We start from the raw sequence: 24,956 nt of genomic DNA, 5'->3' as shown, positions 1-24,956 counted from the left end.
GCGAGGCGCACACGGCTCGTCGACCGAGACCATGCGGACTCAGTCCATCGACACCGACGTCGTCGTCGTAGGGGGCGGCCTCGCAGGGGTGTGCGCGGCGGTCGCGGCCGCCCGGCTCGGCCGGCGGGTCGCCCTCGTCAACAACCGGCCCGTCCTCGGCGGCAACTCGTCGTCGGAGGTGCGGGTGTGGGTGTGCGGCGCCACCGCCCACGGCAACCAGCGATGGGCGCGGGAGAACGGCGTCATCGGGGAGCTCTACGTCGAGAACCAGTACCGCAACCCCGAGGGCAACCCGGTGTACTGGGACGACGTCGTGCTCGACGCCGTGCGAGCCGAGCCCGGCGTACAGCTGTTCCTCAACACGGACATCCGCGAGGTCGCGGCCGACGGACCCGAGAACGCCCGCCGCATCACGTCGGTGACCGGCTGGACCATGGGCTCGGAGATCCTCACGACGTTCCACGCCCCGCTGTTCCTCGACTGCTCCGGCGACGGGCTCGTCGGGTACCTGGCCGGCGCGCGGTTCCGCCTCGGCAAGGAGGGGCGCGACGAGTTCGGGGAGAGCCTGGCGCCGCCCGAGCCGGTGCGGGAGTTCCTCGGCTCGACGCTGCTCTTCTACACGAAGGACGTCGGCCGCCCGGTCAAGTACGTGGCCCCCGACTCGACGATCGACATCACCCGGACGCCCATCCCCGACACGCGCATCATCCGCAGCGGCGACAACGGCGCGGCGTACTGGTGGATCGAGTGGGGCGGCGAGCTCGACATCGTCGACGACAACGAGCGGATCCGCGACGAGCTGCGCGGCGTCGTGCTCGGCGTGTGGGACTACATCAAGAACTCGGGGAGGTTCGACGCCGAGAACCTCACCCTCGAGTGGATCGGCAACCTGCCGGGCAAGCGCGAGTACCGCCGGCTGATCGGCGACCACACGCTCACGCAGAACGACGTCCTGCGCCAGTCGTCGCACGACGACGGCGTCGCGTTCGGCGGCTGGTCGATCGACCTGCACCCGCCGCAGGGCATGTACGCCACCGGCGCCGGTGCGGTGCAGCGCTTCTCGGACGGTCTGTTCGAGATCCCGTTCCGCAGCCTGTACTCCGTCAACGTCGAGAACCTGCTGATGGCGGGCCGCGACTTCTCGGCCACCCACATCGCGTTCGGCGCCGCGCGCGTCATGGCGACGTGCGGCGCGATGGGCGAGGCCGCGGGGACGGCCGCCGCGCTGTGCCTCGAGCTCGGCGTGACGCCCCGCGCGCTCGCGCGCGATCACGCCGCCCGCCTGCGCCAGCTGCTGCTGCGGCAGGACGCGCCGGTGCTCGGCGTCGCGAACGAGGACCCGGACGACCTCGCGCGGGCCGCGCGGGTGACGGCGTCGTCGTACCGCGAGCAGGTCGGCACGGAGACGGGCCCCGCAGGAGACCCGCTGCCCGGCGCGACGCCGTACCCGCTCGAGCGCGACCTCGGGATCGCGCTGCCCGTGGACCCGCGGCTGGACCATCTGGATCTGTGGGTGCGCGCCGACCGGGACACCACGCTGACCGTCGAGGTGCACTCGACCGGCCGCCCGCAGAACGTCGTCCCGGCGCACCTCGAGGCCAAGACCGACGTCGCCGTGGCCGCGAGCGCCGAGCCCGGCTGGGTCCGCGCGGAGGTCTGCGATCTGCCGGCCGCGCCGGGTACCGCGGTGGTGGTGCTGCGGGCCAACCCCGACGTCACCGTGTGGACGACGGCGCCGCTGCCGCCCGGCGTGCTGACGCTGGTGCACGGCGAGGACTCGGAGGACCGTAACGTCGAGATCGTCCCAGGCCAGGCTCTGCTGGCCTGGCCCACCAAGCCCTTGCGCGGGCGGTCCGTCGTGTTCCGCGCCGGCCCGGGGTCGCGGGCCCTGGCCCCGGAGCGCGCGACGTCGGGCTACCAGCGCCCGTTCGGCGGCCCGCACCTGTGGGCGTCGGCACCCCTGGGCGACGGGACCGAGTGGCTGCGGCTCGACTGGGACGAGCCGCAGCGTGCCCGCGAGGTGCGGATCGTGCTCGACGACGACCCCGACCTCGAGCTCAGCACGCTGCACCACCACCGCAGCCCCGACGAGATCCTGCCGCAGCTGGTGGGGTCCTACTGCGTCGAGCTCCGCACGGTGGACGGTGAGTGGCTCGCCGTCGCCGACGTCGCCGACAACCGCCGCAGGCAGCGGGTCCACCCGCTGCCCGGGATCCCGTTCACCGCGCTGCGCCTGACCGTCCGGTCCACGCAGGGCGCACGCGAGGCGCGCGTCGTCGCGCTGCGGGTGCAGCGCTGATCGAAGGAGGCTGGACATGAGGTCGGCGGTGGCGAGGCGGACCGCGGTGCACACCGGCACGGTCAGCCAGACGGCGCGGACGATCACCGTGCGCGGCGACACCTACGCGGTGCTCATCGAGAAGACGAGGTTCCGCTACTCCGTGCTCGACGCCGCCGGGGCGGTGCTCGCGCCGCCGCACCCCGTGTCCGGGCTGCGTGTCGCGCGCGAGGGCGCGGGGTTCGCCGACGCCGCGACGGCGGTGCTCGTCAGCAGCGCGAGAGCGGCCACCGCCGTCGTGCGCGTGACGCTGACGGACGGCACGCGGCTCGACGTGCGGGTCCGCCCGGACGCACGGACCGTCCGGTTCAGCACGTCGCGTGTGGCCGGGACGGCCACGATCGACTTCCGGACGGGCCCCGTCGCGCCCGCGTACGGCCTCGGCGACTACGGCGCGTTCGCCGACGGCCAGCCCGAGCAGCGCACGCCGTGCAGCGGCGAGGTCGCCGTGCGCCCGACGACGGAGCTGACGGGCATCGTGCTCGACAACCTCACCAACCAGGGCAGCTGTAAGCGCTTCATCACGAACTTCACCGTGTTCCCGCGGCAGCGCCTCGCACAGGTGCTGTTCTTCGAGGGCCGGAAGCGGGTGGCGCTGACCGCGGACGAGAACCGGCTCGGCGTCGGTGGCACCCGGTCGGTCGACGGTCTCTTCTACCTGGTCGCCGAGGACCTGCGGCAGCTCTACCGCGACTACAAGGACCTGCGCGAGGCCCACGGGTACGTGGACGCACGCCCTGACGCGCGGATGTTCGGGCTGGGGTGGGAGGCGTACGGCGCGCTCGGGTGGAACACGTACCAGGCGTCGGTCGAGGAGACGGTGCAGGCGTTCGTGGACCACGGATACCCGCTGAGCTGGGGCGTGGTCGGCTCGGGCTTCTGGCCCGGCCCGCGCGGCGGGGCGGCCGAGGGCACGACGAACAGCTTCGGCACGTGGGACGACACGCCCGAGCCCGGACGCGTCGACTCCCAGCCAGGCCTGCCCAACCCGCGCTACCCCGACCCCGATCACCTCAAGGGCGTGTTCGCGCGCCACGGCATCGCGCTCCTGCTCGGCGCCCGGACCAACGTCACGGCACTCCCCGAGGACGGCGGCAATCACGACCCTGCGTACGACGGCGACTTCCTCATGGAGGCGATCGAGCGCGGCTACCTGCTGACCGGCCCCGACGGCGCCCCGGCAGTCGTGACCAGGGCCCAGTTCCCGAGCGGCGCCAGCTACGTGCTCGACGCGTCCGACCCGGACGCCGTGCGGTGGTTCGTCGAGCAGATGCGAAAGTGGGGCGTGCAGGGCTGGAAGGAGGACACGATGCTCTACGAGCCCGACACCCACCGCGACGGCAACTGGAACCCGCTCGTGCTGGCCCTGCACGATGCCGGCGACCTGGTGATGGTGCGCAACGCCGCGTACTCGGTGCCCGGCGACTCGCTGCGGCTCAACGACACGATGTGCGGGGCGGGCACCGACTTCCACGGGAACCCGGACCGCATCCCCGTCCAGCTGCTCAACTACGCGGCGAGCGGCGCCGGCAACGTCTACGGCGACTACGTGGGCGGCACCCCGGGCCACGGCTCGATGGCCGACGAGGCGTACATGCGCTACTTCGTGCGCAACGCGCAGCTCGCCGCCCTCACACCGGTCCTCGCCTTCGGGCTCGGGCCGTGGGAGCTAGGCCGCGCCGACTACGCCGACGGCGTCAAGGCCCTCGCGCTGTGGCACGAGTCGGTGCGCCCGTACGTGTACTCCGCCGTGCTCGACGGCTACGAGACCGGCTACCCGACGGCGATGACACCGTTGCCGGTCGCCTACCCCGACGACCCGGCCACCTACGCGCTGGCGAACGACACCACACGCCAGTACGAGTGGATGTTCGGCGAGTCGATCCTCGCCACGCCCGTGTGGGGCGCCGACTTCGCCACCGCCACGTCGCGCGACGTCTACCTGCCCGCCGGGACGTGGATCGACATCGCCACCGGGGCGGTCTTCACCGGCCCGCGGACGCTCGAGGGCTACGCGATCGGCCCCGACCGCGTGCCCGCCTTCGTGGGCGGCAAGGGCGTGCTCGTCACGCGCGATCCGGGGAGTGGAGGCGCTGCCGGCCTGACCGTCGCCGTCTACCCGGTCGCGGCCGGCTCGGAGTACAGGTGGACGGACGGCACGTCGTCAAGCACGGTCACGAGCTCCAACACCGGGTGGGACCCGGCCTCGCTGACCGTCGCCGACCTCACCGCCCGCCGCGACGTCGCGTTCGACGTCGACGACGTGACGGGCGCGGTCAGGTTCCCGCTCGTCCCCGGGCACGACTACGCGCTGCGCGGCGGTGGGTGACCGTCAGCGCCAGCTCTTCGCGACCTCGAGGAACGCGTCGTTGGCCTCGACCTCGCCGATGCTCACGCGCAGCCCGTCCCCGGCGAACGGCCGCACCAGCACCCCCGCCGCCCGCGCCCCGGCCGCGCGCTCCGTGGTGCTGTCGCCGAGCGGGAACCACACGAAGTTCGCGTGCGACTCGGGCAGGTCCCAGCCCTGCTCGCGCAGTGCCGCGACGACCCGCGCGCGCTCCGCGACGAGCGCCTCGACCCGCTCCATCAGCTCCGCCTGGGCCGCCGGGAGCAACGACGCGAGCGCCGCCTGCTGCGCCACGTGCGAGACGCCGAACGGCGTCGACACGGCCCGGATCCCGTCGGCGAGCCGGGGCGCCGCGACCGCATAGCCGACGCGCAGCCCCGCGAGCCCGTAGGCCTTCGACAGCGTGCGAAGCAGCACCACGTTCGGGTACCGCCGCAGCAGGTCGACGCCGTCGGGTGCCTCGGGGTCGCGCACGAACTCGAGGTAGGCCTCGTCCACGACGACCATCACGTTCGTCGGGACGGCCGCGAGGAGCTCCTCCAGCTCGGCAGCGTGCACCACCGGGCCGGTCGGGTTGTTGGGCGTGCAGACGAGCACCACGCGCGTGCGGGGGGTCACGGCGGCGGCCATCGCGGGCAGGTCCAGCCGACCACCCTCGGCGAGCGGCACCATGACGCTCCTGCCGCCGGCCACGGCGACGGCGATCGGGTACGCCTCGAACGACCGCCACGGGAACACGACCTCGTCCCCGGCGTCGACCACCGCGGCGAGAAGGTGCGCGAGCACGGCCACGGACCCGTTGCCCACCACGACCTGCTCGGGCGCCACGCCGACGTGCGCGGCGAGCGCCGCGACGAGCTCGCTCGCGTACATGTCGGGGTACCGGTTGGTGTCGAGGGCGGCGTCGGCGATCGCCTTCACCACCGAGGGCAGCGGCCCGTACGGGTTCTCGTTCGACGACAGCTTCCACACCCGCGCGCCGGGATCGGGGCGGGCGCCGGGCACGTACGGGGGCAGCGCCTCCACGGCCGGGCGCAGCGGGACGTGCCCGGAGACATCACCAGGCTTGTCATTCGGGCGATTCGAGGCTGTCTCCACGGCGCTCAGCATGCCACGATGAGATGCATGAACTTCGTCGTGCGCGTCCTGGTGACCGCCCTCGCCCTCTGGCTGACGAGCCTCGTCATCCCGTCCCACCTCGACATCGTGGACTCCGGCACCGCGGCCGGGACCGTCGTCGCGGTGCTCGTCGTCGCGCTGGTCTTCACCCTGGTCAACCTGATCGTGAAGCCGATCGTCGCGCTGCTCTCCCTGCCGTTGTACATCCTGACCCTCGGGCTGTTCTCGTTGGTCGTCAACGCGTTCATGCTCTGGCTGACCACGTGGATCACCGGCCTGAACCTGTTCGGAGGCCGGCAGTGGGGCCTCGAGATCCACGGCGGCTTCTGGTGGTACGTGCTCGCGGCGCTCATCATCGCGATCCTCCAGATCGTCATCGGGATGTTCGCCCCGAAGAAGAAGCGCTGAGGCCGGCGGGCGGGCCTGGCGGCCCGCCCGTCACCCTCCTCGCGGCATAGAACTCGGTCCGCGCGGACTCGCCGCCGAGCAGCGGCTCGATCCGGCCGACGATGTCGTCGACCTGTGCACTGCCGCTCTCGCGCGCGAGAGCGAGCGTCCGCAGATGGGTCCGGAGGCTGTGGGCACTCGACGTGCCGGCGGCGGCGGTCCGGTCCGCCGCCGCCGACGACGCCGCGAGCCGGCGCGTCACCGTCACCCGGTCGACGCCGCCGGGGTTCTCGAGCCCGGAGCGGCCGTCTGCGCTGGAGACGAGCTCCTCGTCGTTCTCCAGGTGCAGCACGGGCACGCCCGCGGGCACCGCGAACGACGCGGTGGGCGCCCCGGCCGTGACCACGGCCCCGACCGGATGCCGGCACCTGAACGACGGCGACGCCGCGAGCGCCATCGCCGCGATCCCGCCGAGGCTGTGCCCCACCAGCACCACCGGCTCACCGGGCCGGGCCCCGGCCGCGTCTAGCGCGGCCGACACCGCGACGGTGACGTCGGCCGCCCGGTGAGCCATGAGGTCCAGGTCGGTGACGCCGTCGAACGGGTGCGCGAGGCTCACGAGGTCCTGTGTCCCGGGGACGAGCACGGTCCACGAGAGCGACCCGTCGTCGTGCACCACGCGCTCGACGGCGAGCGTCGCCGTGGGCACGCCGGCGGGTGAGCGCCCCGGCAGCAGCCCGTGCCCGGTCAGGTCGGCCACGCGCGCGAGCGCCTCCTCGACGCTGCCCGACGGCGTCCGCGCCCACGCAGGTCCGCCACCCGGAGGCGTCACCTCGCGCACGCGGACGTGCGTCACCGGCAGCAGCGCATGCACGAGGGTGCTGAGCACGCGCGCCCCACCGGTGACCGACAGGTTGCCGCCTGACCACAGGGGCCGGCCGGCGGCGACGCCGACGCCGAGCCCGGTGACCGCCTCGTCGCTCCAGGGCGCACCCCCGGTCACTGCCGCAGCCGCCACCGCGGACCTGCCGGCCGCGAACCAGCTGCGGGCCCAGCCGCCGCTCGCATGCTCCAGCAGCCACTCTCCGGCGAATGCGCCTGCCACGACCTCGCCCACGAGCCGCCGCACCTCGGGCGACGCCGCGACGGCGAACGCGCCGACCGCGGACACCGTGCCGACGGCTGCACCGACCGCCCGCTCGACGAGCGACTCGCCCTGCTCGTACAGCCCGGCGGCCCGCAGGAGCCGGTCGGCGAGGCTCGCGCACTCCTCGGCGTCGCCGCCGAGGCGCGCGGCGAGTGCGCGCGCGTCGGCGACGAGCACGCGATGCCAGGTGGCCGCCTCGAGCAGCCGCGCCGCCCGGGCCGCGCGGAACGCCGCTGCCCGGAGCCGGTCGCCCGCGGCTCCGGCGCAACCCGCCGCCGCGCGCACCGCTCCGGCGTCGGCGGTGGCGAGCCGGCGCCCCCCGGCCACCCGCACGGTGTCGATCGCGTCGCTCACCACGACGCCTCCAGCCGCGCGGCCGCCATGCTCGCCTCGTCCACCGCCCGCTCGTTCCGGCGAACCGCCGCGACGACCTCGCCGACCCGCGACCGGAACGCGTCCCCCGCGGGCGAGTCCCACGCGAGCGCGCTCGCGCGGCTCAGCCCGTCGAGCGCGTCGGCGATCGCCACCCGGGCCACGCCCAGCTCGGCCACCGCCTCACCGTCCTGTCCGAGACCCGCACCCACCGCGCCTGCCATAGCGCTCACGCCCCCTCACGTCCCTTCGCGTCACCGCCCGATCCGGCCCGCCGACGCTAAGCGCGGCCCCACCGCCGCCGTCGGGCGCGACGGGCGACGTGTGCACGACCCCGGGTCATCCCCGCCTGGGGGCAGCACCCGCGCGGCCCGGCGGCGGCGCGCGACAGGCCGGCAGGGCGCCAGACGCCTCGGTGGCGGCCGGGCGGGGCGTGGGAGAATGCGCAGCGTGACCTCCCCCGTGCAGCCCGCGCCGACCACGCCCGCCCGCGTCGCCCTCGCCGACGTGACCCCGCCCATCGCGCTGGGGCCGCTCGACGGGCGCTACCGCGCGGCCGTCGCGCCGCTGGTGGACCACCTCAGCGAGGCCGCGCTGAACCGTGCGCGCGTCCACGTCGAGGTGGAGTGGCTGATCACGCTGTGCAACGGGGTGCCGGGCGTCGCGACGCCGGTCGTCCCGGGCGCACCCGCCCTGAACGACGCCGAGGTCGCCTACCTGCGACAGATCCCGGCGACGTTCGGCGCGGACGAGATCGCCGAGCTCGCGGCGATCGAGCGCGAGACGGTGCACGACGTCAAGGCCGTGGAGTACTTCATCAAGCGCCGCATCGCGACGGCGCCGGAGGACCTCGGCACCAGCAACCTCCCCGCGGCGAGCGAGCTGGTCCACTTCGCCTGCACCTCCGAGGACATCAACAACCTCTCCTACGCGCTGATGGTCGCCGGCGCGATCCGCGAGGTCTGGCTCCCGGCCGCCACCGCGCTGGCCGACCAGGTCGCCGACATGGCGCGCGAGCTCGCCGACGTCCCGATGCTGAGCCGCACGCATGGCCAGCCGGCCACGCCCACGACGCTGGGCAAGGAGCTCGCCGTGCTCGCGCACCGCCTGCGCCGCCAGCTGCGCCGCGTCGGCCAGGCCGAGTTCCTGGGCAAGCTCAACGGCGCCACCGGCACCTACGGCGCGCACGTCGTCGCCGTCCCGGGCGCGGACTGGCCCGCCGTCAGCAAGCACTTCGTCGAGAGCCTGGGCCTCACCTGGAACCCGCTGACGACCCAGATCGAGTCGCACGACTGGCAGGCCGAGGTCTACGCCGACGTCGCCCGCTACAACCGCATCCTCCACAACCTTGCGACCGACGCGTGGACCTACATCTCGATGGGCTTCTTCACCCAGATCCCGGTGGCGGGCGCGACCGGCTCCTCGACCATGCCGCACAAGGTCAACCCGATCCGGTTCGAGAACGCCGAGGCCAACCTCGAGATCTCGTGCTCGCTGCTCGACACGCTCGGCGCCACGTTGGTCACGAGCCGCATGCAGCGCGACCTCACCGACTCGACGACGCAGCGCAACATCGGCCCGGCGTTCGGCCACTCGCTGCTCGCGATCGACAACGTCCGCCGCGGCCTCAAGGCCCTGCACGCGAACGAGTCGCTGATGGCCAAGGACCTCGACGAGAACTGGGAGGTGCTCGGCGAGCCCATCCAGTCGGCCATGCGCGCGGCCTCCGTCGCGGGCGTCCCCGGCATGGAGAACCCGTACGAGCGCCTCAAGGACCTCACGCGCGGCCAGCGCGTCGACGCGGCCCGCATGCGGGAGTTCGTCGGCGGCCTGGGCCTGCCCGACGACGTCGCTGAGCGCCTGCAGGCGCTCACCCCGGCGTCGTACACGGGCCTCGCGGCGCGCCTGGTGGCCGACTACCTGGCCTGACGCGCTACTCGCAGACCATCCCGTCGCGGTTCGCGTCGCCATACCAGGTGTACGGCGAGGTGCCGCGGAAGTAGGGCCCGTACCCCGCCTTCTTCAGCGCCGTGCACGTCCGGTACGTCTTCGCTGACGGCGCGTTCGCCGGCGTGAACGTCGCCGAGACCACCCGGTTTGCGTAGCCGCTCCGGCTGAAGGTGGCGCGCACGGTCACGGCCGTCGTCCTCGTCAGCGTGTAGGTCGGGGCGGTGCTGACCACCTTCCCGCCGACCAGCCACTCGACCTTGGCGAGCGTCGCGCCGGTGGGCGCCGTCGTCGTGGCGCGCACCCGCGCGCCGACCGTGACCTTGCGCGCCGCGGACCACACGTTGGTGGCCTTGACCGACCCACCTGACTGAGCCTTGGGCGCTGTCGGCGCGGTCGTCTTCGCCGGTGAGGGCACGGGAGCCGGGGTCGGCGGCGCCGAGGCCGCCGGCTTCGGCGGAGCCGTCGCGACGATGTTCGCCGCGGGCGCCGCGCCGGCGGCGGTGACCGCGAACGATGCGGTCCCGTTCGCCGCGACGTTGTACGTCGCCGTCGCGCCCGAGGGCGCGAAGGTCACCTTGACCGTCCGGGTCCCGGCGGTCGTCAGCTTCGGCAGCGTCAGCGTGGCCTTCCCGCCCGCCGCCGCGGCCAGGGAGGCCGTGACCGTCTTCCCGTCGACGACGGCGGTGAGCGTGCCGGCCGGCGCCGACGTCGTCGGTGTCGACACCGTGACGGCCGCCTTCGCGGCGGCCGCCGTCGTCGTCGTCGCCGGGACGGACACCGTGACCGTGGGCGTGGCCTTGCCGACGTACCGGGCGTCGACGTACCCCGTCTGGCTGCCGGTGGCGCTCGCGACGGCGACATACATCCAGCCGTCCTTCACGGCCCGCAGCTGGTAGAGGCTCGCCCCCTGGTTCTTCTTCGTCACGACGGAGGCCGAGGTGTTCGCGGACGTGCGCACGTTGAGTCCCGACGACGCATTGACCACCGGGGACGCGAGCACCTTCCAGGACGGACCGATGTACGAGCGCGAGACCCAGCCGGTGCGCCCGTCGGCCGTGACGCGCGTCCAGGTGCCCGAGGCATCGCCGGGCTTCGACGTCGCCTTCGTCGCGGCCGGCAGCACGGTGAGCGAGGAGTACGACGTCGCGGGCCCGGAGCGCAGGTTGACGTCGCTCTGCGTGTAGTACGTGCAGGAGGTCGCCGTCGACCTCGCCGCGACCGACGTCGCGCCGGCCGCGAGATCGCCCCCGTACTGCGTCATCCACACGTTCGGGTCGACGGCGGCCGCACCGGCCTGCCGCCACACGCCCTTGTGGACCTCGAGGTGCAGGTGCGGCCCCGTCGCGGTGCCGGTCATGCCGACCTCGCCGATGTGCTGACCCTTGGCGACCGTGGTGCCGGTCTTGACGAGCACGCTGCTCAGGTGGCCGTAGACGGTGGAGTAGGTGACCCCGTTGACGTCGTGCTTGATCGCGACGACGGTGCCCAGGCCGCCGCCCGAGGCACCCGCCAGGATCACCGTCCCGCCGGCGGTGGCGAGCACGTCGACACCGCTTGCGGCCGAGAGGTCCTGCCCCTCGTGGAACGTCGACGCGCCGACCGTCGGCATGCAGCGGGGGCCGTACCAGGACGCGATCCGGTAGGTGCGATGCGGGAGCGGACGCTGCACGGCGAACGCCGCGGCCTCGGCCGTGGGAGCCGCCACCACGGACCCGACTCCGCCGGCGGCGAGCAGGGACAGGACGAGCACGAGGCGACCGAGCATCGAGCGCACTTCAACCCCCACCAAGACGTCTTTTGCGACAACGGCGGGTGCGCCCGCCGGCGCACCGGTCCCCGGAGCCTAGGAAGCACGCCTGGCCGGCGGTCGCCCGTGTGTCGCTGGGAGGTTGGGGTGTGACGCGACACACGGAGGGAGGGCGGCGTGTCGGCGTGACATGCCGCGCCGGCCCGATGTGGTCAGCCGGCTGGCGCGCCCGCGGAGCCGGGAGACGCCGCCTCGGCCTCGGGGGACGCACCCCCGACCTGGCTCTCGCCCGGGTCCGTGTTCGGCGAGCCGCCCGAGCCCCCGCCCGGGTCACCGCCGCCGTCTCCGCCGCCGTCGGTCGGCGGGTCGGGCGTGGGGGCGGGCGGGGGTGTCGGCGTCGGCGGGTCGGGCGTCGGTGAGGGCGTCGGCGTGGTCGCCGGCGGGTCGGGCGTCGGCGTGGGCGTCGGCGCCGGAGGGTCCGGCGTCGGCGAGGGCTGCGGAGCCGGCCCGGGCACCGCCGCCGTCACCACCCGTACGGCGGAGCCCACAGGCCGCGTGGCCCCGGCCCCGGGCGACGTCGAGACGACGACGCCGCCGGAGCCGTCGACCGACCCCTGGAACCCGGCGCGCGTCAGCGCCGCGAGCGCGTCCTGGGCGGAGCGCCCCGCGACGTCGGGCACACGGTTGCTGCCGCTGGCGACCGTGACGGTGACCGCCGTCCCGGCCTCGACCGCCGTGCCCGCCTCCGGGCTCTGGCGCAGCACCGTGTCGGCGGCGAACCGCGAGTGCTGGCGCGTGACATCCCCGAGGGTGAGGCCCGCCGCGTCCAGCTGCGCCCGCACCTCCGACTCGGACAGGCGGCCGCTCAGCTCCGGTACGTCGACCGCCGGCGCCTCCGCCGTCTCGTCAGGGTCCGCCGCCGCCGCCGCGCCCGCGAACAGGTGGGCCCAGGGCCCGTGCCCCGCCGCCGCCGCGCCGAAGCCCACGAGCGCCACCATCAGCACGGTCGCGACCGCCGCGACGAAGCCCCGGCGGGCGCGCGACGGCTGCGCCCGGACCGGCGTCGGCACCGGCTCCGGCACCGGCGTCGGCGTCTGCACCGGCGTCGGCGTCGGCGTCGACACGGCCGTCATTCCGAGGCGCGTGGTGCCGACCATGGGCTCCGGCGCCCCCAGCGCCCCCGCGATCGCCGCGCGCATCGCGGTGGCATCGCTGAAGCGCAGCGCCGGCGTCTTGGTCATCGCCCGCGTGACCACGCGGTCGAGCGCGCGCGTCGAGGGCACGAGGGCAGAAGGCACGGGCGGCGGCGCCAGGACGTGCGCCGCCAGCACCTGCTCGACGTTCTCGCGCGGGAACGGCACCTGCGCCGTGAGCAGGAAGTACAGCAGCGCGCCCGCCTGGTACAGGTCGCCGAGCGCGCTCACCGCGTGCCCCGACGCCTGCTCCGGCGACATGAACTGGGGGTTGCCGACCACGCCGAGCGCGACCCCCGCCCCGACGTCCTCGGCCTGATCCGCATCCGTCGCCGAGATGACGACGGTCCGGTCGGCGGCGTCGTCCGCAGACAGGACGGCGGCCGCAGCCGCGCCCGGCGGCGGCACCGCGACGGTCCGGCCTGCGCCGTCGTGCACAGGCCCGACGACGCTGCCCGTCGACGCCCGGCCCGCCATGTCGGCGATCCCGAAGTCCGCGAGGCGCACCTGGTCGGCGCGCACGGGTCCGTTGTCGTCGGGGTCTCGCGCGAGGAGGACGTTGCCGGGAGAGACGTCGCGGTGCACGAAGCCGGCCTCGTGCGCGGCGCCGAGCGCCGCGAGCACGCCGTCGACGACGGCGGCCGCCTCGGCCACCGGCAGCGGGCCGCGGGCAGTGACGAGGTCGGCGACGCTGCCGCCCACGACCAGGTCCATGGCGACCCAGGCCTGCCTCAGACCGGCGGAGTCGTGGGTGCCGGCCGCGTGGATCGTGGCGAGGTTGGCGTGCTCGATCTTGCGCAGCACGTCGGCCTGCGCGAGGAATGCACCAAGGGCGCCGGGCGCGCCGGCGAGGTTGGGGTGGAGCACCTTGACGGCGACACGCTGGGGCGGTCCGGCCGAGGGGCCCTGGTCGGCGCTCCCCCGGTCCTCGGCCTCGTAGACCGACGCCGTCCCGCCCACGCCCAGAAGCTGGCCGAGCTCGTACCGGCCTCCGAACAAGGTCGTCGTTGGCTTGCCGTCGCTCGTCTCCCCAGTCCCCCGCATAGGTAAAAGGATGGCAACGCCCGGCGACAGATTCGACGACCTGGCGTGCGAGCGACGCAGACTCGGCACCCAGGGGTACCACGACGCGGCGGGACACGGCGGGCGCCGGCGCATCGGCGGGCTCAACGCTGCATGCGCGCAGTCGCCCGCCGGTGCGGGCGGTCACAGATGCCCGTCGTTCATCCTGCGCTGGAGCGCCTGGACCGCCGCTGACGGACGGTGGATGACGCCGTCGACGTCGACCCGGACGTCAGCCTGGATCGCGCGGAAGTACTGCGGACCGGCCTTGCCGTCCAGCTCGCCGTCGTAGCGACCGCGCGCCCTGAGGACCCGCTGGTGGGCGAGGACGACCCTGGACCCGCCGTCGCCCGGCGTGCCGCTGAAGTCCCAGCCCGTCGTCAGGCCTGGGTGCTTCGACTTCAGCATCGACTGCTGGTGCGAGACCACGCCGTCGGCGTTCGTCATCCTCAGCAGCTGCTGCAGGCGGCGGGTGGTGTCGCTGCCCCACTTGCCGTCGACCTCGAGCTGCTCGGGCCCCTGCTGAAGCTCCGGGCCGGGGGCCTTGCCGTCGACGAGCTGCGCGACACGGGCGAGGAACTCGGGCCAGGGGAACGCGTCTCCGGGGTCCGTGTGGGTCGACTTGTGGAAAGCGTTCGTGACGTCGACGTGGCCGGCGATCCCTCTGGTCACGCCGTCGGCCACCTGGTCGACGGACAGGTGCCGCACGGGGATGTGGTTCGCCTCGCACCAGCCGGCGACGATGTGCGCGGCGCGCTCGAGCTCCGACCGGGAGTAGGCGTCCGACCAGCCGGCCACCCCCTGGCCGGCCCTCCCGACCATCTCGAGCTGGAGCCCGTCGGCGTTCGCGCCTGGCGCGGCGAACGCGGTGTCGGCGTCGGGGACGCAGCGGACCTCGGAGTCGTTGTCGACGACGATGTGCGAGCTCGCGTTCGTGGCGGGCCTGGAGAAGAAGCTGGCATTCGCCTCCGCGCCGGCCGAGATCTCACCCGACTCCGTCGTATGGAGCACGACCAGGCGGATCGGGCTGATGCGGCCGTGCCTCTTGTTCGGGGAAAGGATGGTTTTCATGGCGGCGGCGCTCCTCACTCAAGGTGGTGATGACAGAGAGCGCTCGCCTGTCGGAACGTGACGTCACCGCGACGGGCAGGGACACCCGGTGCGCCTACGGCTTCTACGAGAAGGAGGCGGGATGGTCGACCTCATGGGCTCCACCGGCCATGGCTATGCGCTTCAGCCGAGCCGTCGACGCGCTGCCGGCCCACTCGCAGCGGGGAGACTGGCGGCGAGAACCCCGCACAACCCGGGACACAGAAAAAGCCCCTGATCAGGTGTTGTACCTGATCAGGGGCTGCTGTGCGCTCGAAGGGATTCGAACCCCCAACCTTCTGATCCGTAGTCAGATGCTCTATCCGTTGAGCTACGAGCGCGTGGCCGACGCTGCAGGAACTTGCTCCCGGCTGACCGGCCGTCGAGAACACTACAACGAGTCTGCAGCGATCCCCAAACCAGAACCGGCGTTCGTGACGCACCCCACGGTCCGGTTCCCGGCCGGCCCGGACGTCGTCCGGGCAACAGAAAAGGCCCCGGGCTCGCGGCTGCCGGGACCTTCCTGGCGGAGACGGAGGGATTTGAACCCTCGAACGGATTGCTCCGTTACCACCTTAGCAGGGTGGCGCACTAGACCTGACTATGCGACGTCTCCATGCCGGTGGCCGGAGCCACCGCGACGGCCAGGGTACCCGGACCTTGCGCCTGAACCAAAGCGCCGCTCATCCGCGCGCCCGCGCCGTCATCACGATCGCGCCGGACACGAGCGTGAGCCCCGCCAGCTCGGGCCACGTCGGCACCTGCTGCAGCACCACCGCGCCGACGACGACGGCGGTCGCGGGCAGCATCGCCGTCAGCACCGCGAAGGTGGCCGTGCCCACCCGGCGCAGCACCACCTGGTCGAGCACGTAGGGCACCACGGACGAGCACACGGCCACGACCAGCAGGAACGCGAGCAGGCGCGGGTCGGGCACCACCGTGCGCGCGGTGTGCCCGAAGACCGGCGCGAACACGAGTGCGCCGGCCACCATGCCCACGGTGAGCGAGTCGATGCCCGCCCCCGCGCCGGCGACGCGCTTGCCCAGCACGATGTACCCGGCCCAGCACGCCGCCGCAGCCGCGATCGCCAGCAGACCGACGACGACGTCGTCGCGCGGGATGTCGGACCGGAGCGTGACGCCCGCGAGCAGCACCACGCCCGCCGCGGCGACGAGGATCGCGCCGCGCTCCCGCCACCCACGCCCGGTCACTGCGGCGACGCCGACCGGGCCGCAGAACTCGATCGCGACCGCGACGCCCAGCGGCAGGTGGTCGATGCCGATGTAGAACGCGACGTTCATCGCGGACAGCACGACGCCGAACGCCGCAGCCCAGGCGAGCTGGCGACCCGTCCACCGCCGGCGCCACGGCCGCCGCCACGCCACGAGCACCACGGCCGCCAGCACGATGCGCCACCACCCGACCGCGGGTGCCGCGAGCTGGTCGAACAGCCCGACGGCCACGGCAGCGCCGGCGTAGAGAGTCAGCCCGGAGACGACGAACAGCGCGGGTGCGGGCACCCGCCCCACGAGTCCCCCCGCCGCCCGCGGCCCTCGGGGCAGGCCGACGTTCGGCAGGTCCGGGCTCACAGCTGCTCGAGGTGGCGGAGGATCGCGCCCTCGCGCAGCGCCCACGGGCAGATCTCGACCTCGTCGATCTTGAGCGCGCGCATCGCCTCCTCGGCGACGACGGCGCCGGCCACGATCTGCCGCGAGCGCCGCGAGCCGATCCCCGGCAGCACCGTGCGGTCGGTCGAGGACAGCTTGGCGAGGCGCGGCACCCAGTCCTCGAGGTGCGCGCGCCGCATGCGGTAGCGCTGCCCGGCACCGAGCACCTCACGCGGCATGCCGGCGAGCCGGGCCAGCGAGCGGAAGGTCTTCGAGGTGGCGACCGCGTGGTCACCCGTCAGCGCCTGGCCCGAGCCGAGCACGCCGCCCAAGGTGTGCCGCACGTGCTCGCGCAGCAGTGCGACGTCCTGCGGCGACGGCGGGTCCTCCTCCCAGAGGAACTGCCGGGTCAGCCGGCCGGCGCCGAGCGGGATCGACAGGGCGATGTCGGGCTCCTCGTCGGAGCCGGCCGCGAGCTCGAGCGAGCCGCCGCCGATGTCGAGGAGCACCAGGCGGCCGGCACCCCAGCCGTACCAGCGGCGTGCGGCGAGGAAGGTGAGCCGGGCCTCGTCGACGCCGGCGAGCACGTGGATCGGCACGCCGGCGCGCTCCTCGAGCACCGCGAGCACCGCGGGGCCGTTGGCGGCCTCCCGCAGCGCCGACGTCGCCAGGGCGAGCGCCTGCTCGGTGCCCTGCTCGCGACCGATCGCGGCCGCGCGCGTGACCGCCGCTTCGAGCGCGGAGACCCCCTCGTCGGAGATCGACCCGTCGGGCTCGAGGTAGCGCATGAGGCGCACCTCGATCGACTCGGACGCCGCGGGCACGGGACGCGCCCCGTGCGCGGCGTCGAGCACCAGGGTGTGGACGGTGTTGGACCCGATGTCGATGACTCCCAGACGCACGACCACACGGTAGACGCCGTCGCCCCGCGGGGCGCAACGAGCGCGGTGGCAGGATCGGCCCGTGCCGTCCTACCGCGTGAGCCTCGCCGTCGGGGCGCTGCAGCCCGGCTCCGACCCGGCCGCCGTCCTGCCCGCCGCGGCCGACGCCGCGCGGGCGCTCGCGACCGTCGAGGCATGGGACGTCGGCGTCGTGCGCGGGCAGGCGCGCATCACGGTGCGCTTCACCGCCGACGCCGACGACGACGCCCACCGGGTGGCCGACGCCGTGCACGACGCCGTCGACCGCTTGGCGGACACCTGGGGCCTGCAAGTCACCCGCCGGTGGGGCAACCGCTGGCACCCGGCCTGACTACCCCTTGACGGACCCCGCCAGTGGCCACGTCGCGACCTTCCACAAGGGCAGATGACCCTCTGGTGCGCCGACCTCATCACCGCTACTGTCCGGGCTGCGGTTTACGTCCTTTTCTTCCTCAGGGAGCACTCATGTCCATGATCGGTGCCGTCAAAGCGGTCCTCAGCAAGTACGCCAGCTTCGGCGGCCGCGCCCGGCGCTCTGAGTACTGGTGGTTCTACCTGGCTTTCGCCATCCTCGGTGGCGTGCTTGACGCGGTCTTCATGCCGATGGCGCTGGGCTCGATCGACATGCAGGCCGGCACGGTCGACCCGGGCTACTTCACCGCCCTGACCCCGGTGTGGCTCCTCTCCTTCGGCCTCCTTCTCCCGTCGCTCGCGGTGACCGTGCGTCGCCTCCACGACACGAACCGCTCGGGCGGTTGGATCTTCATCTCCCTTGTACCGCTGGTCGGCGGTATCTGGCTCATCGTCCTGCTGGCCACTGCCGGGACCGCTGGCCCGAACCGCTTCGGTGCCGACCCCAAGGGCGTGGCCCCGGTCGCGCCGGCCCCCGTGACCGTCTGAGCCGGCTCGACGCGTGCGAAGGGCGGCGGTACCGGAAAGCCGGCACCGCCGCCCTTTGCCGCCTCGACTCGTCGATCGGTCGACTCGCCGGACGGGCCCGTCACCCCTTGACAGACCCCGCCAGCAGGCCGCGCACGAAGTAGCGCTGCAGCGAGATGAACACGATGAGCGGGACGACCATCGAGATGAACGCGCCCGCCGACAGGAGGTGCCAGGCGCCGCCACGCGTACCCGACAGCTCGGCGACGCGCACGGTCAGCGGCGCGACGTCGGGCGACCCGCCGGCGAACACCAGCGCGACGAGCAGGTCGTTCCACACCCACAGGAACTGGAAGATGCCGAACGCGGCGATCGCCGGGATCAGGAGCGGGAAGATCACGCGGAAGAAGATCGTCACGTGGCCGGCGCCGTCGACCGTCGCGGCCTCCACGAGCGATCTCGGGATGTCCCGCATGAAGTTGTGCAGCAAGAAGATCGCCAGCGGCAGCGCGAAGATCGAGTGCGACAGCCACACCGTCCAGAACGACCCCGCCAGGCCCAGGTCCACGTAGGCACGCAGCAGCGGGATCATTGTCACCTGGATGGGCACCACCTGGAGCGCGAACACGGCGACGAACAGCCAGTCCCGGCCCGGGAACTCGATCCAGGCGAACGCGTACGCCGCGAGCAGTGCGATGCTGATCGGGATGATGACGCTGGGCAGCGTGATGACGATCGAGTTCACGAAGTACTGCGCCAGGTTCGTGGAGCTGCCGTGGAGCGCGGCGTCGTAGTTGTCGAGCGTGAAGTTGGTCTGGCCGGAGAAGATGTCGCCGAACACCGTCCACCAGCCGCTGGTGCCGATGTCGAGCTGGGTGCGGAACGACGTGATGAACAGGCCCATGGTCGGCAACGTCCACAAGATCGCCAGCACGATCGCGATGCCGGAGGCCCAGGGACTCGACAGGCGGCCACGGGCCTTGGCGGCGCGCACGCCCAGCCCGCCCCGCGGCGGGGGCGTCGGGGTCGTGGTCATGCCCCCTACGGGTGCGACCGGCTCGGGCGCGGTGGCGGCGCTCATCGGACCTCCTCGGCAAGACGGAGCTGGTGCACGTTGTAGACGATGATCGGGATCACGAGGATGAAGAGGAGCACCGCAAGAGCGGCGCCCAGCCCGGCGTTGTTCAGCCGGAAGGACTGGTTGTAGAACTCGAGAGCCACGACCGACGTGCCGAAGTTCCCGGCCGTCATCGTCCGGACGATGTCGAAGATCTTGAGCGTCGTGATGGCGATCGTCGTGACGACCACGACCAGGGTCGGCCGGATGCTCGGGACGGTGATGTACCGGAACATCTTCACGCCCGAGAGCCCGTCGAGGCGGGCCGCCTCGACGATGTCGTCGGGGATGGCCTTGACCGCGGCGCTCAGAAGCGTCATCGCGAACCCGGTCTGGATCCAGATCAGCACCACGATGAGGAAGAACGTGTTCCATGGCTGGTCGATGAGGAACTGTTGCGGGGGGATACCCAGCCACACGAGCACCTGGTTGAGCAGGCCGATCTGCTGGATGTTGCCCTGCACCGGCCGGAACTCGTAGACGAACCGCCAGATGATGCTCGCGCCCACCATCGAGATCGCCATCGGCAGGAAGATCAGCGCTTTCGCGAACCTCTCGAACCGGCTGCGGTCGACGACGACGGCGTACACCAGGCCGAAGAAGGTAGAGAGGATCGGCGCCACGATCACCCAGATCGCGGTGTTGCGCAGCACCAGGAGGAACTGGCTCTCCGTGAAGGCCGTGACGTAGTTGTCGAAGCCGACGAACTGCCGGTTGGGGTCCAGGAACGAGTTCCGGATGGTCTCGATCGCCGGATAGATGAGGCCGAACGCGAGGCCCAGGACGGGTAGCCCGAGGAAGCCGGCGACCAACAGCCACTTGGACGGGTTCTTCGGCCGGTCGACGAGGAACAGGATCAGGCCGACGACGACGACGAACAGCAGGATCGCGAACAGCATGAGCGAGAACTTCTGAGCCGGGCTGCCGGCCGCGGTGAGCCAGTCCATGGCAATCCCTCCTGAATCACGAGCGGGGACGCGTGCGGCCGAGGGCCGCGCGGCCCGGGAAAGCTGACCGCTCCCCGTGCGGCGTCGGCCCTCGGCCGGTCGTGCGGATCAGCTGCTCGGCCAGCTGTTCTCGATCTGGTCGACAACCTGTTGCGTGCTCTGGCCCGTCAGCCAGTTGACGATGCCGGTCCAGAACGTGCCCGAACCTACCGCGGACGGCATCTGGTCGGACGCGTCGTAGCCGGCGACCGTCTTCGGGTCGGTGAGGACGCTGTAGACGTAGCGGTCGAAGTCGTTCGCGAGGAGCGACGGGTCGAGGTGCTTGTTCGCGGAGACCCAGCCGCCGCCCGGGGTGGCCTTGGCCTTGGTGTTCGACCAGTCGGTGCTGGCCAGGTACGTCTGGAACGCCTGGACCTCCGGCTTGTCGTTGAACGCCGCGATGAACGGGCCGGCCACGAGGGTCGGGTGCTCGTCCTCGGTCTTGGCCGGCAGGTAGAACGCCCACACGTCGCCGTTCGGGGACACGTCGGTGCCCTCGGGCCACTGCGCTGCGTAGAAGTTCGCCGCACGGTGCAGCCAGCAGGTGCCCGTGAGGATGCCCTGGCCGGCGTCGGTCCACGACGTCGTCGCGATCGAGCGGACGTCACCGAGGCCGGCGTTGACCATCTTGTCGTTCTTGAGGATCTTGGCCGCCTCGTCCCACGCGGCCACGATCTTCGGGTCGTTGAACGGGATCTTGTGCTCGGTCCACTGGTTGTAGACGTCGGGGCCCGCGGTGCGGAGCACCATGTCCTCGATCCAGTCCGTGCCCGGCCAGCCGGTCGCGTCACCCGACTCGACGCCTGCGCACCAGGGCGGCCCGCCGATGTCGGAGGCGATCTTGTTGCTCAGGGTGAGGAGGTCGTCCCACGTCTTCGGGACCTCGTACCCGGCGTCCTTGAACGCCTTGGGCGAGTACCAGACGAACGACTTCACGTTGGCGTCGTACGGGGCCGCGTAGAACGTGCCGTCGACCGTGCCGTAGTCCTTCCAGGCGGGCGAGAAGTTCTCGTCCACCTCCTTCGAGACGGCGTCGGGTGCCGGCTTGAGGGCGTGGAACTGACGCACGAGCGTCCGCAGCAGGCCCGGCTGGTTGACGATCGCGATGTCGGGCGGGTTGCCGGCCTGGACGCGCACCGGGAGCTGCGCCTCCTGCTCGCGCGACGACTCGTAGTTGATCTTCACGCCGGTGCAGTCGGTGAACGGCTTGTACGAGTCGATGTGGGCCTGCGCCTCAGGGTCGACGATCGACGTGTAGACGTGCACCGTCTTGCCGCTGATGTCCTTGAACTGGTCGTACTTGGAGCAGTCGATCGACGACGACCCCGTCGGGCTGCTGCCCCCGTTGGCGTTGTTGTTGCCGCCCCCGCTGCTACAGGCCGCGAGCGCCAGCGCGGTGACCGCGAGGCTCGCGCCGGCCGCGAGCGTCCGACGACGACGGACGCTCCTTGCTGTGCGTGTCATGGTCTGTCCCTCTCGTACGTCCTGATGACATGACGACCCCCGGGGCGGGCGCGATGTGGCGTGCGCCACCCTCCGAGGACCACCAGACCCCGACCTGAGCAGTCGCGCAACCGGACGGTGCGACAAATGCCCGGTTCGGGGCCTCCTGCGCCCTTCTGTGACCAATCCGCAACCTCGTCGGGCCGCGGTCCTCGTGGCCGGGTGGCTCCGCGCCCGGAGCCCGGCACCGCACGGCGTGAACCGTAGGATCGAACCCGGCAGACTGGACCCGTGCGCTGGTGGAGGAAGAGGACCCCGATGATCGAGCTGAGGACCCCGCAGGAGATCGAGCAGATGCGTCCCGCGGGCCGCTTCGTGGCGGAGGTCCTGCTGGCGTGCCGGGAGGCCGCGAAGCCGGGCGTGAACCTGCTCGAGCTCGACGCCGTGGCGCACGCGATGATCACGGACCGCGGCGCGAAGTCGTGCTACATCGACTACCACCCGTCGTTCGGCGCGATGCCGTTCGGCAAGGTGATCTGCACGTCCGTGAACGACGCCGTGCTGCACGGCCTGCCGCACGACTACGTCCTGCAGGACGGCGACCTGCTCTCGGTCGACTTCGCCGCGTCGGTGGACGGGTGGGTCTCGGACTCGGCGCTGTCCGTCGTCGTCGGGCAGTCCCCTGACGCCGAGCGCCTCGCCGGGGACCAGAAGCTCATCCGCACCACGGAGGAGGCTCTGGAGGCCGGCATCGCGGCCGCGACGGTGGGGCACAAGATCGGCGACATCTCCGCGGCGATCGCCGCAGTGGCGCACGCCGCCGGCTACGAGATCAACACCGACTTCGGCGGCCACGGCGTCGGGCGCACCATGCACGGCGACCCGCACGTGCCGAACGACGGCCGCCCGGGGCGGGGCTTCCCGTTGCGCCCGGGCCTGGTGATCGCGGTCGAGCCGTGGTTCCTCGAGACGACGGACGAGATCTACACGGACCCGGACGGCTGGACGCTGCGCTCGGCGGACGGCAGCCGCGGCGCGCACAGCGAGCACACGATCGCGATCACGGAGGACGGCCCGCTGGTCCTGACCGCCAGGTAGCGGACCAGCGGCGGCGAGGTGGAGAGATCTACCTCGCCGGGACGAGGGGGCGGAGCGCGCGGGCCGCGCCGTCCTGCTCGATCGTCAGCGTGGTCTCGTCCGCCACCGCCTGGACCTCGGCGTCCGCGTTGCCCATCGCGACGCCGCGCGCGGCCCAGCGCAGCATGGCGACGTCGTTGTGGCCGTCGCCGATCGCCATCGTGCGCGACGGCGGCACGCCCAGGTGCTCGCGCACCTTCTCCAGCGCGGCCGCCTTGGTCACGCCCAGCGGCGCGATGTCCATCCACGCCGACCAGCCGACGGCGTACGTGACGTCCGCGAGCCCCAGCTCGGCCACGGCCGCGTGGAACTCCTCGGTGGTGGACTCCGGCGCACGGACCACGACGCGCGTCACCTCGTCGTCCCACAGGTCCTCGAGGGCGACGACGCGGTGGATGCCGTCGAGCTCACCTTCGGGGAAGAGCTCGGTCAGCCGGAACCCCACGCCCACGTCCTCGACCGCGAACCGGGCGCCCGGGAGCTCCTGGGAGAGGCGGCGCAGCGCCGGCTCCGGGTCGAACGTGACGGCCTCCTCCAGGGCCCACCCACCCGGCGCCTCGCCGTCGCACGAGACCGTCACCGCGCCGTTCGAGCAGACCATGAACCCCGCAGCGAGCCCGAGCCGCTCGGCCACCGGCGTCATCGACACCAGGGACCGCCCCGACGCGAGGACCACGTGGTGACCCGCGGCGACGACGTCGCGCACCGCGTCCCGGACGACGTCGGACATCGACTGGTCGTAGTGGAGCAGCGTGCCGTCGATGTCGAGGGCGACGAGCCAGGGGGCCGTCACGAGGCCGGCTCGAGCACCTCGAGGCCCCCCAGGTACGGGCGCAGGCCCACGGGGACGCGGACCGAGCCGTCGGGCTGCTGGTGGTTCTCGAGGATCGCGACGATCCAGCGGGTGGTGCCCAGCGTGCCGTTGAGCGTGGCGACGGTGCGGGTGTCGCCCGTCTCGGTGCGCTCGCGCACGCCCAGGCGGCGGGCCTGGAACGTGGTGCAGTTCGACGTGCTCGTCAGCTCCAGCCAGCGGTTCTGCGTCGGGAGCCACGCCTCGCAGTCGAACTTCCTCGCGGCGGAGGTGCCCAGGTCCCCGGCCGCCGTGTCGATGACCCGGTACGGCAGCTCTGCCTTGGCGAGCATGGCCTCCTCCCAGGCGAGCAGGCGCTGGTGCTCGGCGGAGGCGTCCTCGGGGCGGCAGTAGCTGAACATCTCGACCTTGTGGAACTGGTGCACGCGGATGATGCCGCGCGTGTCCCTGCCCGCCGAGCCCGCCTCGCGGCGGTAGCAGGCGCTCCACCCGGCGTAGCGCGACGGCCCGTCGCTGAGGTCGATGATCTCGTCGGCGTGGTAGCCGGCGAGGGCCACCTCGCTGGTGCCGACCAGGTACAGGTCGTCCTTCTCGAGGCGGTAGACCTCGTCGGCGTGCGCGCCGAGGAACCCGGTGCCGCGCATCGTCTCGGGCTTGACGAGGGTGGGCGTGATGACGGGCGTGAAGCCGGCCTGCACGGCCTGGTCCATCGCCGCGTTGAGCAGCGCGAGCTCGAGGCGTGCCCCGACGCCGGTGAGGAAGTAGAAGCGCGCGCCCGAGACCTTGGCGCCGCGCTGCGTGTCGATCGCCTTGAGACCCTCGCCGAGTGCCAGGTGGTCCCGCGGCTCGAACCCCTCGGCGGCGAAGTCCCGCGGCGTCCCCACGTGCTTGACGACGAGGTAGTCGTCCTCGCCGCCCACGGGGGCGCCGTCGACGACGTTGGCGATGCGGTACATCACCTCGTCGAGCTCGGCGGCACCCTCGGCGGCGTCGGCCTGACGGGCCTTGACCTCCTCGGCGAGCTGCTTGGTGCGGGCCAGCAGCGCCTGCTTCTCGTCCCCCTTGGCCTGGGCGACCTTCTTGCCCAGGGACTTCTGCTCGGCGCGCAGCGTCTCGAAGTCCGCCAGGGACGAGCGCCGGCGAGCGTCGGCGTCGAGCGCGATGTCGACGAGGGCGGGGTCGTCGCCGCGGGCCAGCTGGCTCGCGCGGACGACGTCGGGGTTGTCGCGCAGCAGACGGAGGTCGATCACGGGTCGAAGCCTAACGGGCGGATCCTTGGACGTCGGGTCCTTTCGGCAGGCCTGA

Annotated in this window: 20 protein-coding genes and 2 tRNA genes; 7 read left to right on the top strand and 15 right to left on the bottom strand. The window is 72.8% G+C overall.

Annotated features, from left to right (window positions below):
* Positions 1 to 31 precede the first annotated feature (31 nt).
* Both ACO4JP_RS02250 and ACO4JP_RS02245 read left to right on the top strand, forming a co-directional pair.
* A complete protein-coding gene (locus tag ACO4JP_RS02250) occupies positions 32 to 2,299 on the top strand; it encodes an FAD-dependent oxidoreductase (protein WP_425955773.1) in 2,268 nt (755 codons plus the stop codon).
* Between the two features lie 16 nt (positions 2,300 to 2,315).
* Positions 2,316 to 4,667, top strand: coding sequence for a hypothetical protein (locus ACO4JP_RS02245; RefSeq protein WP_425955772.1), 2,352 nt, complete (start codon positions 2,316 to 2,318; stop codon positions 4,665 to 4,667).
* A gap of 3 nt (positions 4,668 to 4,670) precedes the next feature.
* Here the strand turns inward: ACO4JP_RS02245 and hisC are convergent, their stop codons facing one another.
* Complete coding sequence (gene hisC, locus ACO4JP_RS02240; RefSeq protein WP_425955771.1) at positions 4,671 to 5,795, bottom strand: histidinol-phosphate transaminase; 1,125 nt, start codon at positions 5,793 to 5,795, stop codon at positions 4,671 to 4,673.
* Between the two features lie 15 nt (positions 5,796 to 5,810).
* Here hisC and ACO4JP_RS02235 point away from each other — a divergent pair, with 15 nt between their 5' ends.
* Entirely contained in the window at positions 5,811 to 6,212 is a 402-nt protein-coding gene (locus tag ACO4JP_RS02235; protein WP_425955770.1) for a phage holin family protein, read from the top strand.
* Here ACO4JP_RS02235 and ACO4JP_RS02230 read toward each other — a convergent pair.
* Entirely contained in the window at positions 6,178 to 7,692 is a 1,515-nt protein-coding gene (locus ACO4JP_RS02230; RefSeq protein ID WP_425955769.1) for a hypothetical protein, read from the bottom strand. The two genes, ACO4JP_RS02235 and ACO4JP_RS02230, sit on opposite strands and share 35 nt — an antisense overlap.
* Positions 7,689 to 7,943, bottom strand: a complete 255-nt coding sequence (locus ACO4JP_RS02225; RefSeq protein ID WP_425955768.1) for a hypothetical protein — start codon at positions 7,941 to 7,943, stop codon at positions 7,689 to 7,691. The genes ACO4JP_RS02230 and ACO4JP_RS02225 overlap by 4 nt, the downstream gene beginning before the upstream one ends.
* 208 nt (positions 7,944 to 8,151) lie before the next feature.
* Here ACO4JP_RS02225 and purB point away from each other — a divergent pair, with 208 nt between their 5' ends.
* Positions 8,152 to 9,639 (top strand): adenylosuccinate lyase, encoded by a 1,488-nt coding sequence (purB, locus tag ACO4JP_RS02220; protein WP_425955767.1) that lies wholly within the window; start codon positions 8,152 to 8,154, stop codon positions 9,637 to 9,639.
* A gap of 4 nt (positions 9,640 to 9,643) precedes the next feature.
* On the opposite strand, the gene ACO4JP_RS02215 is transcribed toward purB, so the two are convergent.
* From ACO4JP_RS02215 to ACO4JP_RS02185, 7 genes are all read right to left on the bottom strand, one after another.
* Entirely contained in the window at positions 9,644 to 11,425 is a 1,782-nt protein-coding gene (locus ACO4JP_RS02215; protein ID WP_425955766.1) for a peptidoglycan DD-metalloendopeptidase family protein, read from the bottom strand.
* A gap of 194 nt (positions 11,426 to 11,619) precedes the next feature.
* Positions 11,620 to 13,644 (bottom strand): PASTA domain-containing protein, encoded by a 2,025-nt coding sequence (locus ACO4JP_RS02210; RefSeq protein WP_425955765.1) that lies wholly within the window; start codon positions 13,642 to 13,644, stop codon positions 11,620 to 11,622.
* Positions 13,645 to 13,806: 162 nt separating this feature from the next.
* Positions 13,807 to 14,733, bottom strand: coding sequence for a peptidoglycan recognition protein family protein (locus tag ACO4JP_RS02205; RefSeq protein ID WP_425955764.1), 927 nt, complete (start codon positions 14,731 to 14,733; stop codon positions 13,807 to 13,809).
* A gap of 286 nt (positions 14,734 to 15,019) precedes the next feature.
* Positions 15,020 to 15,092, bottom strand: a tRNA-Arg gene (locus ACO4JP_RS02200).
* 183 nt (positions 15,093 to 15,275) lie between these two features.
* Positions 15,276 to 15,367 (bottom strand) — tRNA-Ser (locus tag ACO4JP_RS02195).
* Between the two features lie 67 nt (positions 15,368 to 15,434).
* On the bottom strand, positions 15,435 to 16,271 hold the full coding sequence (locus ACO4JP_RS02190; RefSeq protein ID WP_425957035.1) for an EamA family transporter: 837 nt from the start codon (positions 16,269 to 16,271) through the stop codon (positions 15,435 to 15,437).
* 65 nt (positions 16,272 to 16,336) lie between these two features.
* A complete protein-coding gene (locus tag ACO4JP_RS02185) occupies positions 16,337 to 17,260 on the bottom strand; it encodes a Ppx/GppA phosphatase family protein (protein ID WP_425955763.1) in 924 nt (307 codons plus the stop codon).
* A gap of 61 nt (positions 17,261 to 17,321) precedes the next feature.
* Between ACO4JP_RS02185 and ACO4JP_RS02180 the strand changes: the two genes are divergently transcribed.
* Together ACO4JP_RS02180 and ACO4JP_RS02175 are read left to right on the top strand one after the other, a co-directional pair.
* Complete coding sequence (locus ACO4JP_RS02180; protein ID WP_425955762.1) at positions 17,322 to 17,609, top strand: hypothetical protein; 288 nt, start codon at positions 17,322 to 17,324, stop codon at positions 17,607 to 17,609.
* Between the two features lie 134 nt (positions 17,610 to 17,743).
* A complete protein-coding gene (locus tag ACO4JP_RS02175; RefSeq protein WP_425955761.1) occupies positions 17,744 to 18,178 on the top strand; it encodes a DUF805 domain-containing protein in 435 nt (144 codons plus the stop codon).
* Positions 18,179 to 18,278: 100 nt separating this feature from the next.
* Here the strand turns inward: ACO4JP_RS02175 and ACO4JP_RS02170 are convergent, their stop codons facing one another.
* The 3 genes from ACO4JP_RS02170 to ACO4JP_RS02160 all read right to left on the bottom strand — a co-directional run bounded on the left by ACO4JP_RS02170 (position 18,279) and on the right by ACO4JP_RS02160 (position 21,724).
* The gene (locus ACO4JP_RS02170) at positions 18,279 to 19,238 is read right to left on the bottom strand and encodes a carbohydrate ABC transporter permease (protein ID WP_425955760.1); all 960 of its coding nucleotides are present in this window, start codon (positions 19,236 to 19,238) and stop codon (positions 18,279 to 18,281) included.
* On the bottom strand, positions 19,235 to 20,221 hold the full coding sequence (locus ACO4JP_RS02165) for a carbohydrate ABC transporter permease (protein WP_425955759.1): 987 nt from the start codon (positions 20,219 to 20,221) through the stop codon (positions 19,235 to 19,237). The genes ACO4JP_RS02170 and ACO4JP_RS02165 overlap by 4 nt, the downstream gene beginning before the upstream one ends.
* Before the next feature lie 108 nt (positions 20,222 to 20,329).
* A complete protein-coding gene (locus tag ACO4JP_RS02160) occupies positions 20,330 to 21,724 on the bottom strand; it encodes an ABC transporter substrate-binding protein (RefSeq protein ID WP_425955758.1) in 1,395 nt (464 codons plus the stop codon).
* A gap of 297 nt (positions 21,725 to 22,021) precedes the next feature.
* Between ACO4JP_RS02160 and map the strand changes: the two genes are divergently transcribed.
* Positions 22,022 to 22,801 carry a type I methionyl aminopeptidase gene (gene map, locus ACO4JP_RS02155; RefSeq protein ID WP_425955757.1) on the top strand — a complete coding sequence of 260 codons (780 nt, stop codon included), beginning with the start codon at positions 22,022 to 22,024 and terminating at the stop codon, positions 22,799 to 22,801.
* A 28-nt stretch (positions 22,802 to 22,829) separates the two neighbouring features.
* On the opposite strand, the gene ACO4JP_RS02150 is transcribed toward map, so the two are convergent.
* Together ACO4JP_RS02150 and serS are read right to left on the bottom strand one after the other, a co-directional pair.
* Positions 22,830 to 23,633 (bottom strand): HAD family hydrolase, encoded by an 804-nt coding sequence (locus tag ACO4JP_RS02150; protein ID WP_425955756.1) that lies wholly within the window; start codon positions 23,631 to 23,633, stop codon positions 22,830 to 22,832.
* Positions 23,630 to 24,901 carry a serine--tRNA ligase gene (serS, locus tag ACO4JP_RS02145; RefSeq protein ID WP_425955755.1) on the bottom strand — a complete coding sequence of 424 codons (1,272 nt, stop codon included), beginning with the start codon at positions 24,899 to 24,901 and terminating at the stop codon, positions 23,630 to 23,632. Before serS ends, ACO4JP_RS02150 begins: the two co-directional genes overlap by 4 nt.
* Positions 24,902 to 24,956: the final 55 nt, after the last annotated feature.

Origin of the sequence: Xylanimonas sp. McL0601 (genome assembly GCF_049852175.1) — a bacterium.
In the GTDB taxonomy this organism is placed as follows: domain Bacteria; phylum Actinomycetota; class Actinomycetes; order Actinomycetales; family Cellulomonadaceae; genus Xylanimonas.
The sequence above is the reverse complement of the archived record's forward strand: the minus strand, read 5'-3'. Positions and strand labels throughout refer to the sequence as shown.

Coding starts and splice junctions, on each gene's coding strand:
- ACO4JP_RS02250 (WP_425955773.1), top strand. CDS start 32: ATGCGGACTCAGTCCATCGACACCGACGTCGTCGTCGTAGGGGGCGGC.
- hisC (WP_425955771.1), bottom strand. CDS start 5,795: ATGCTGAGCGCCGTGGAGACAGCCTCGAATCGCCCGAATGACAAGCCT.
- ACO4JP_RS02170 (WP_425955760.1), bottom strand. CDS start 19,238: ATGAGCGCCGCCACCGCGCCCGAGCCGGTCGCACCCGTAGGGGGCATG.
- ACO4JP_RS02245 (WP_425955772.1), top strand. CDS start 2,316: ATGAGGTCGGCGGTGGCGAGGCGGACCGCGGTGCACACCGGCACGGTC.
- ACO4JP_RS02235 (WP_425955770.1), top strand. CDS start 5,811: ATGAACTTCGTCGTGCGCGTCCTGGTGACCGCCCTCGCCCTCTGGCTG.
- ACO4JP_RS02160 (WP_425955758.1), bottom strand. CDS start 21,724: ATGACACGCACAGCAAGGAGCGTCCGTCGTCGTCGGACGCTCGCGGCC.
- ACO4JP_RS02165 (WP_425955759.1), bottom strand. CDS start 20,221: ATGGACTGGCTCACCGCGGCCGGCAGCCCGGCTCAGAAGTTCTCGCTC.
- ACO4JP_RS02175 (WP_425955761.1), top strand. CDS start 17,744: ATGTCCATGATCGGTGCCGTCAAAGCGGTCCTCAGCAAGTACGCCAGC.
- ACO4JP_RS02215 (WP_425955766.1), bottom strand. CDS start 11,425: ATGCTCGGTCGCCTCGTGCTCGTCCTGTCCCTGCTCGCCGCCGGCGGA.
- ACO4JP_RS02210 (WP_425955765.1), bottom strand. CDS start 13,644: ATGCGGGGGACTGGGGAGACGAGCGACGGCAAGCCAACGACGACCTTG.
- map (WP_425955757.1), top strand. CDS start 22,022: ATGATCGAGCTGAGGACCCCGCAGGAGATCGAGCAGATGCGTCCCGCG.
- purB (WP_425955767.1), top strand. CDS start 8,152: ATGCGCAGCGTGACCTCCCCCGTGCAGCCCGCGCCGACCACGCCCGCC.
- ACO4JP_RS02205 (WP_425955764.1), bottom strand. CDS start 14,733: ATGAAAACCATCCTTTCCCCGAACAAGAGGCACGGCCGCATCAGCCCG.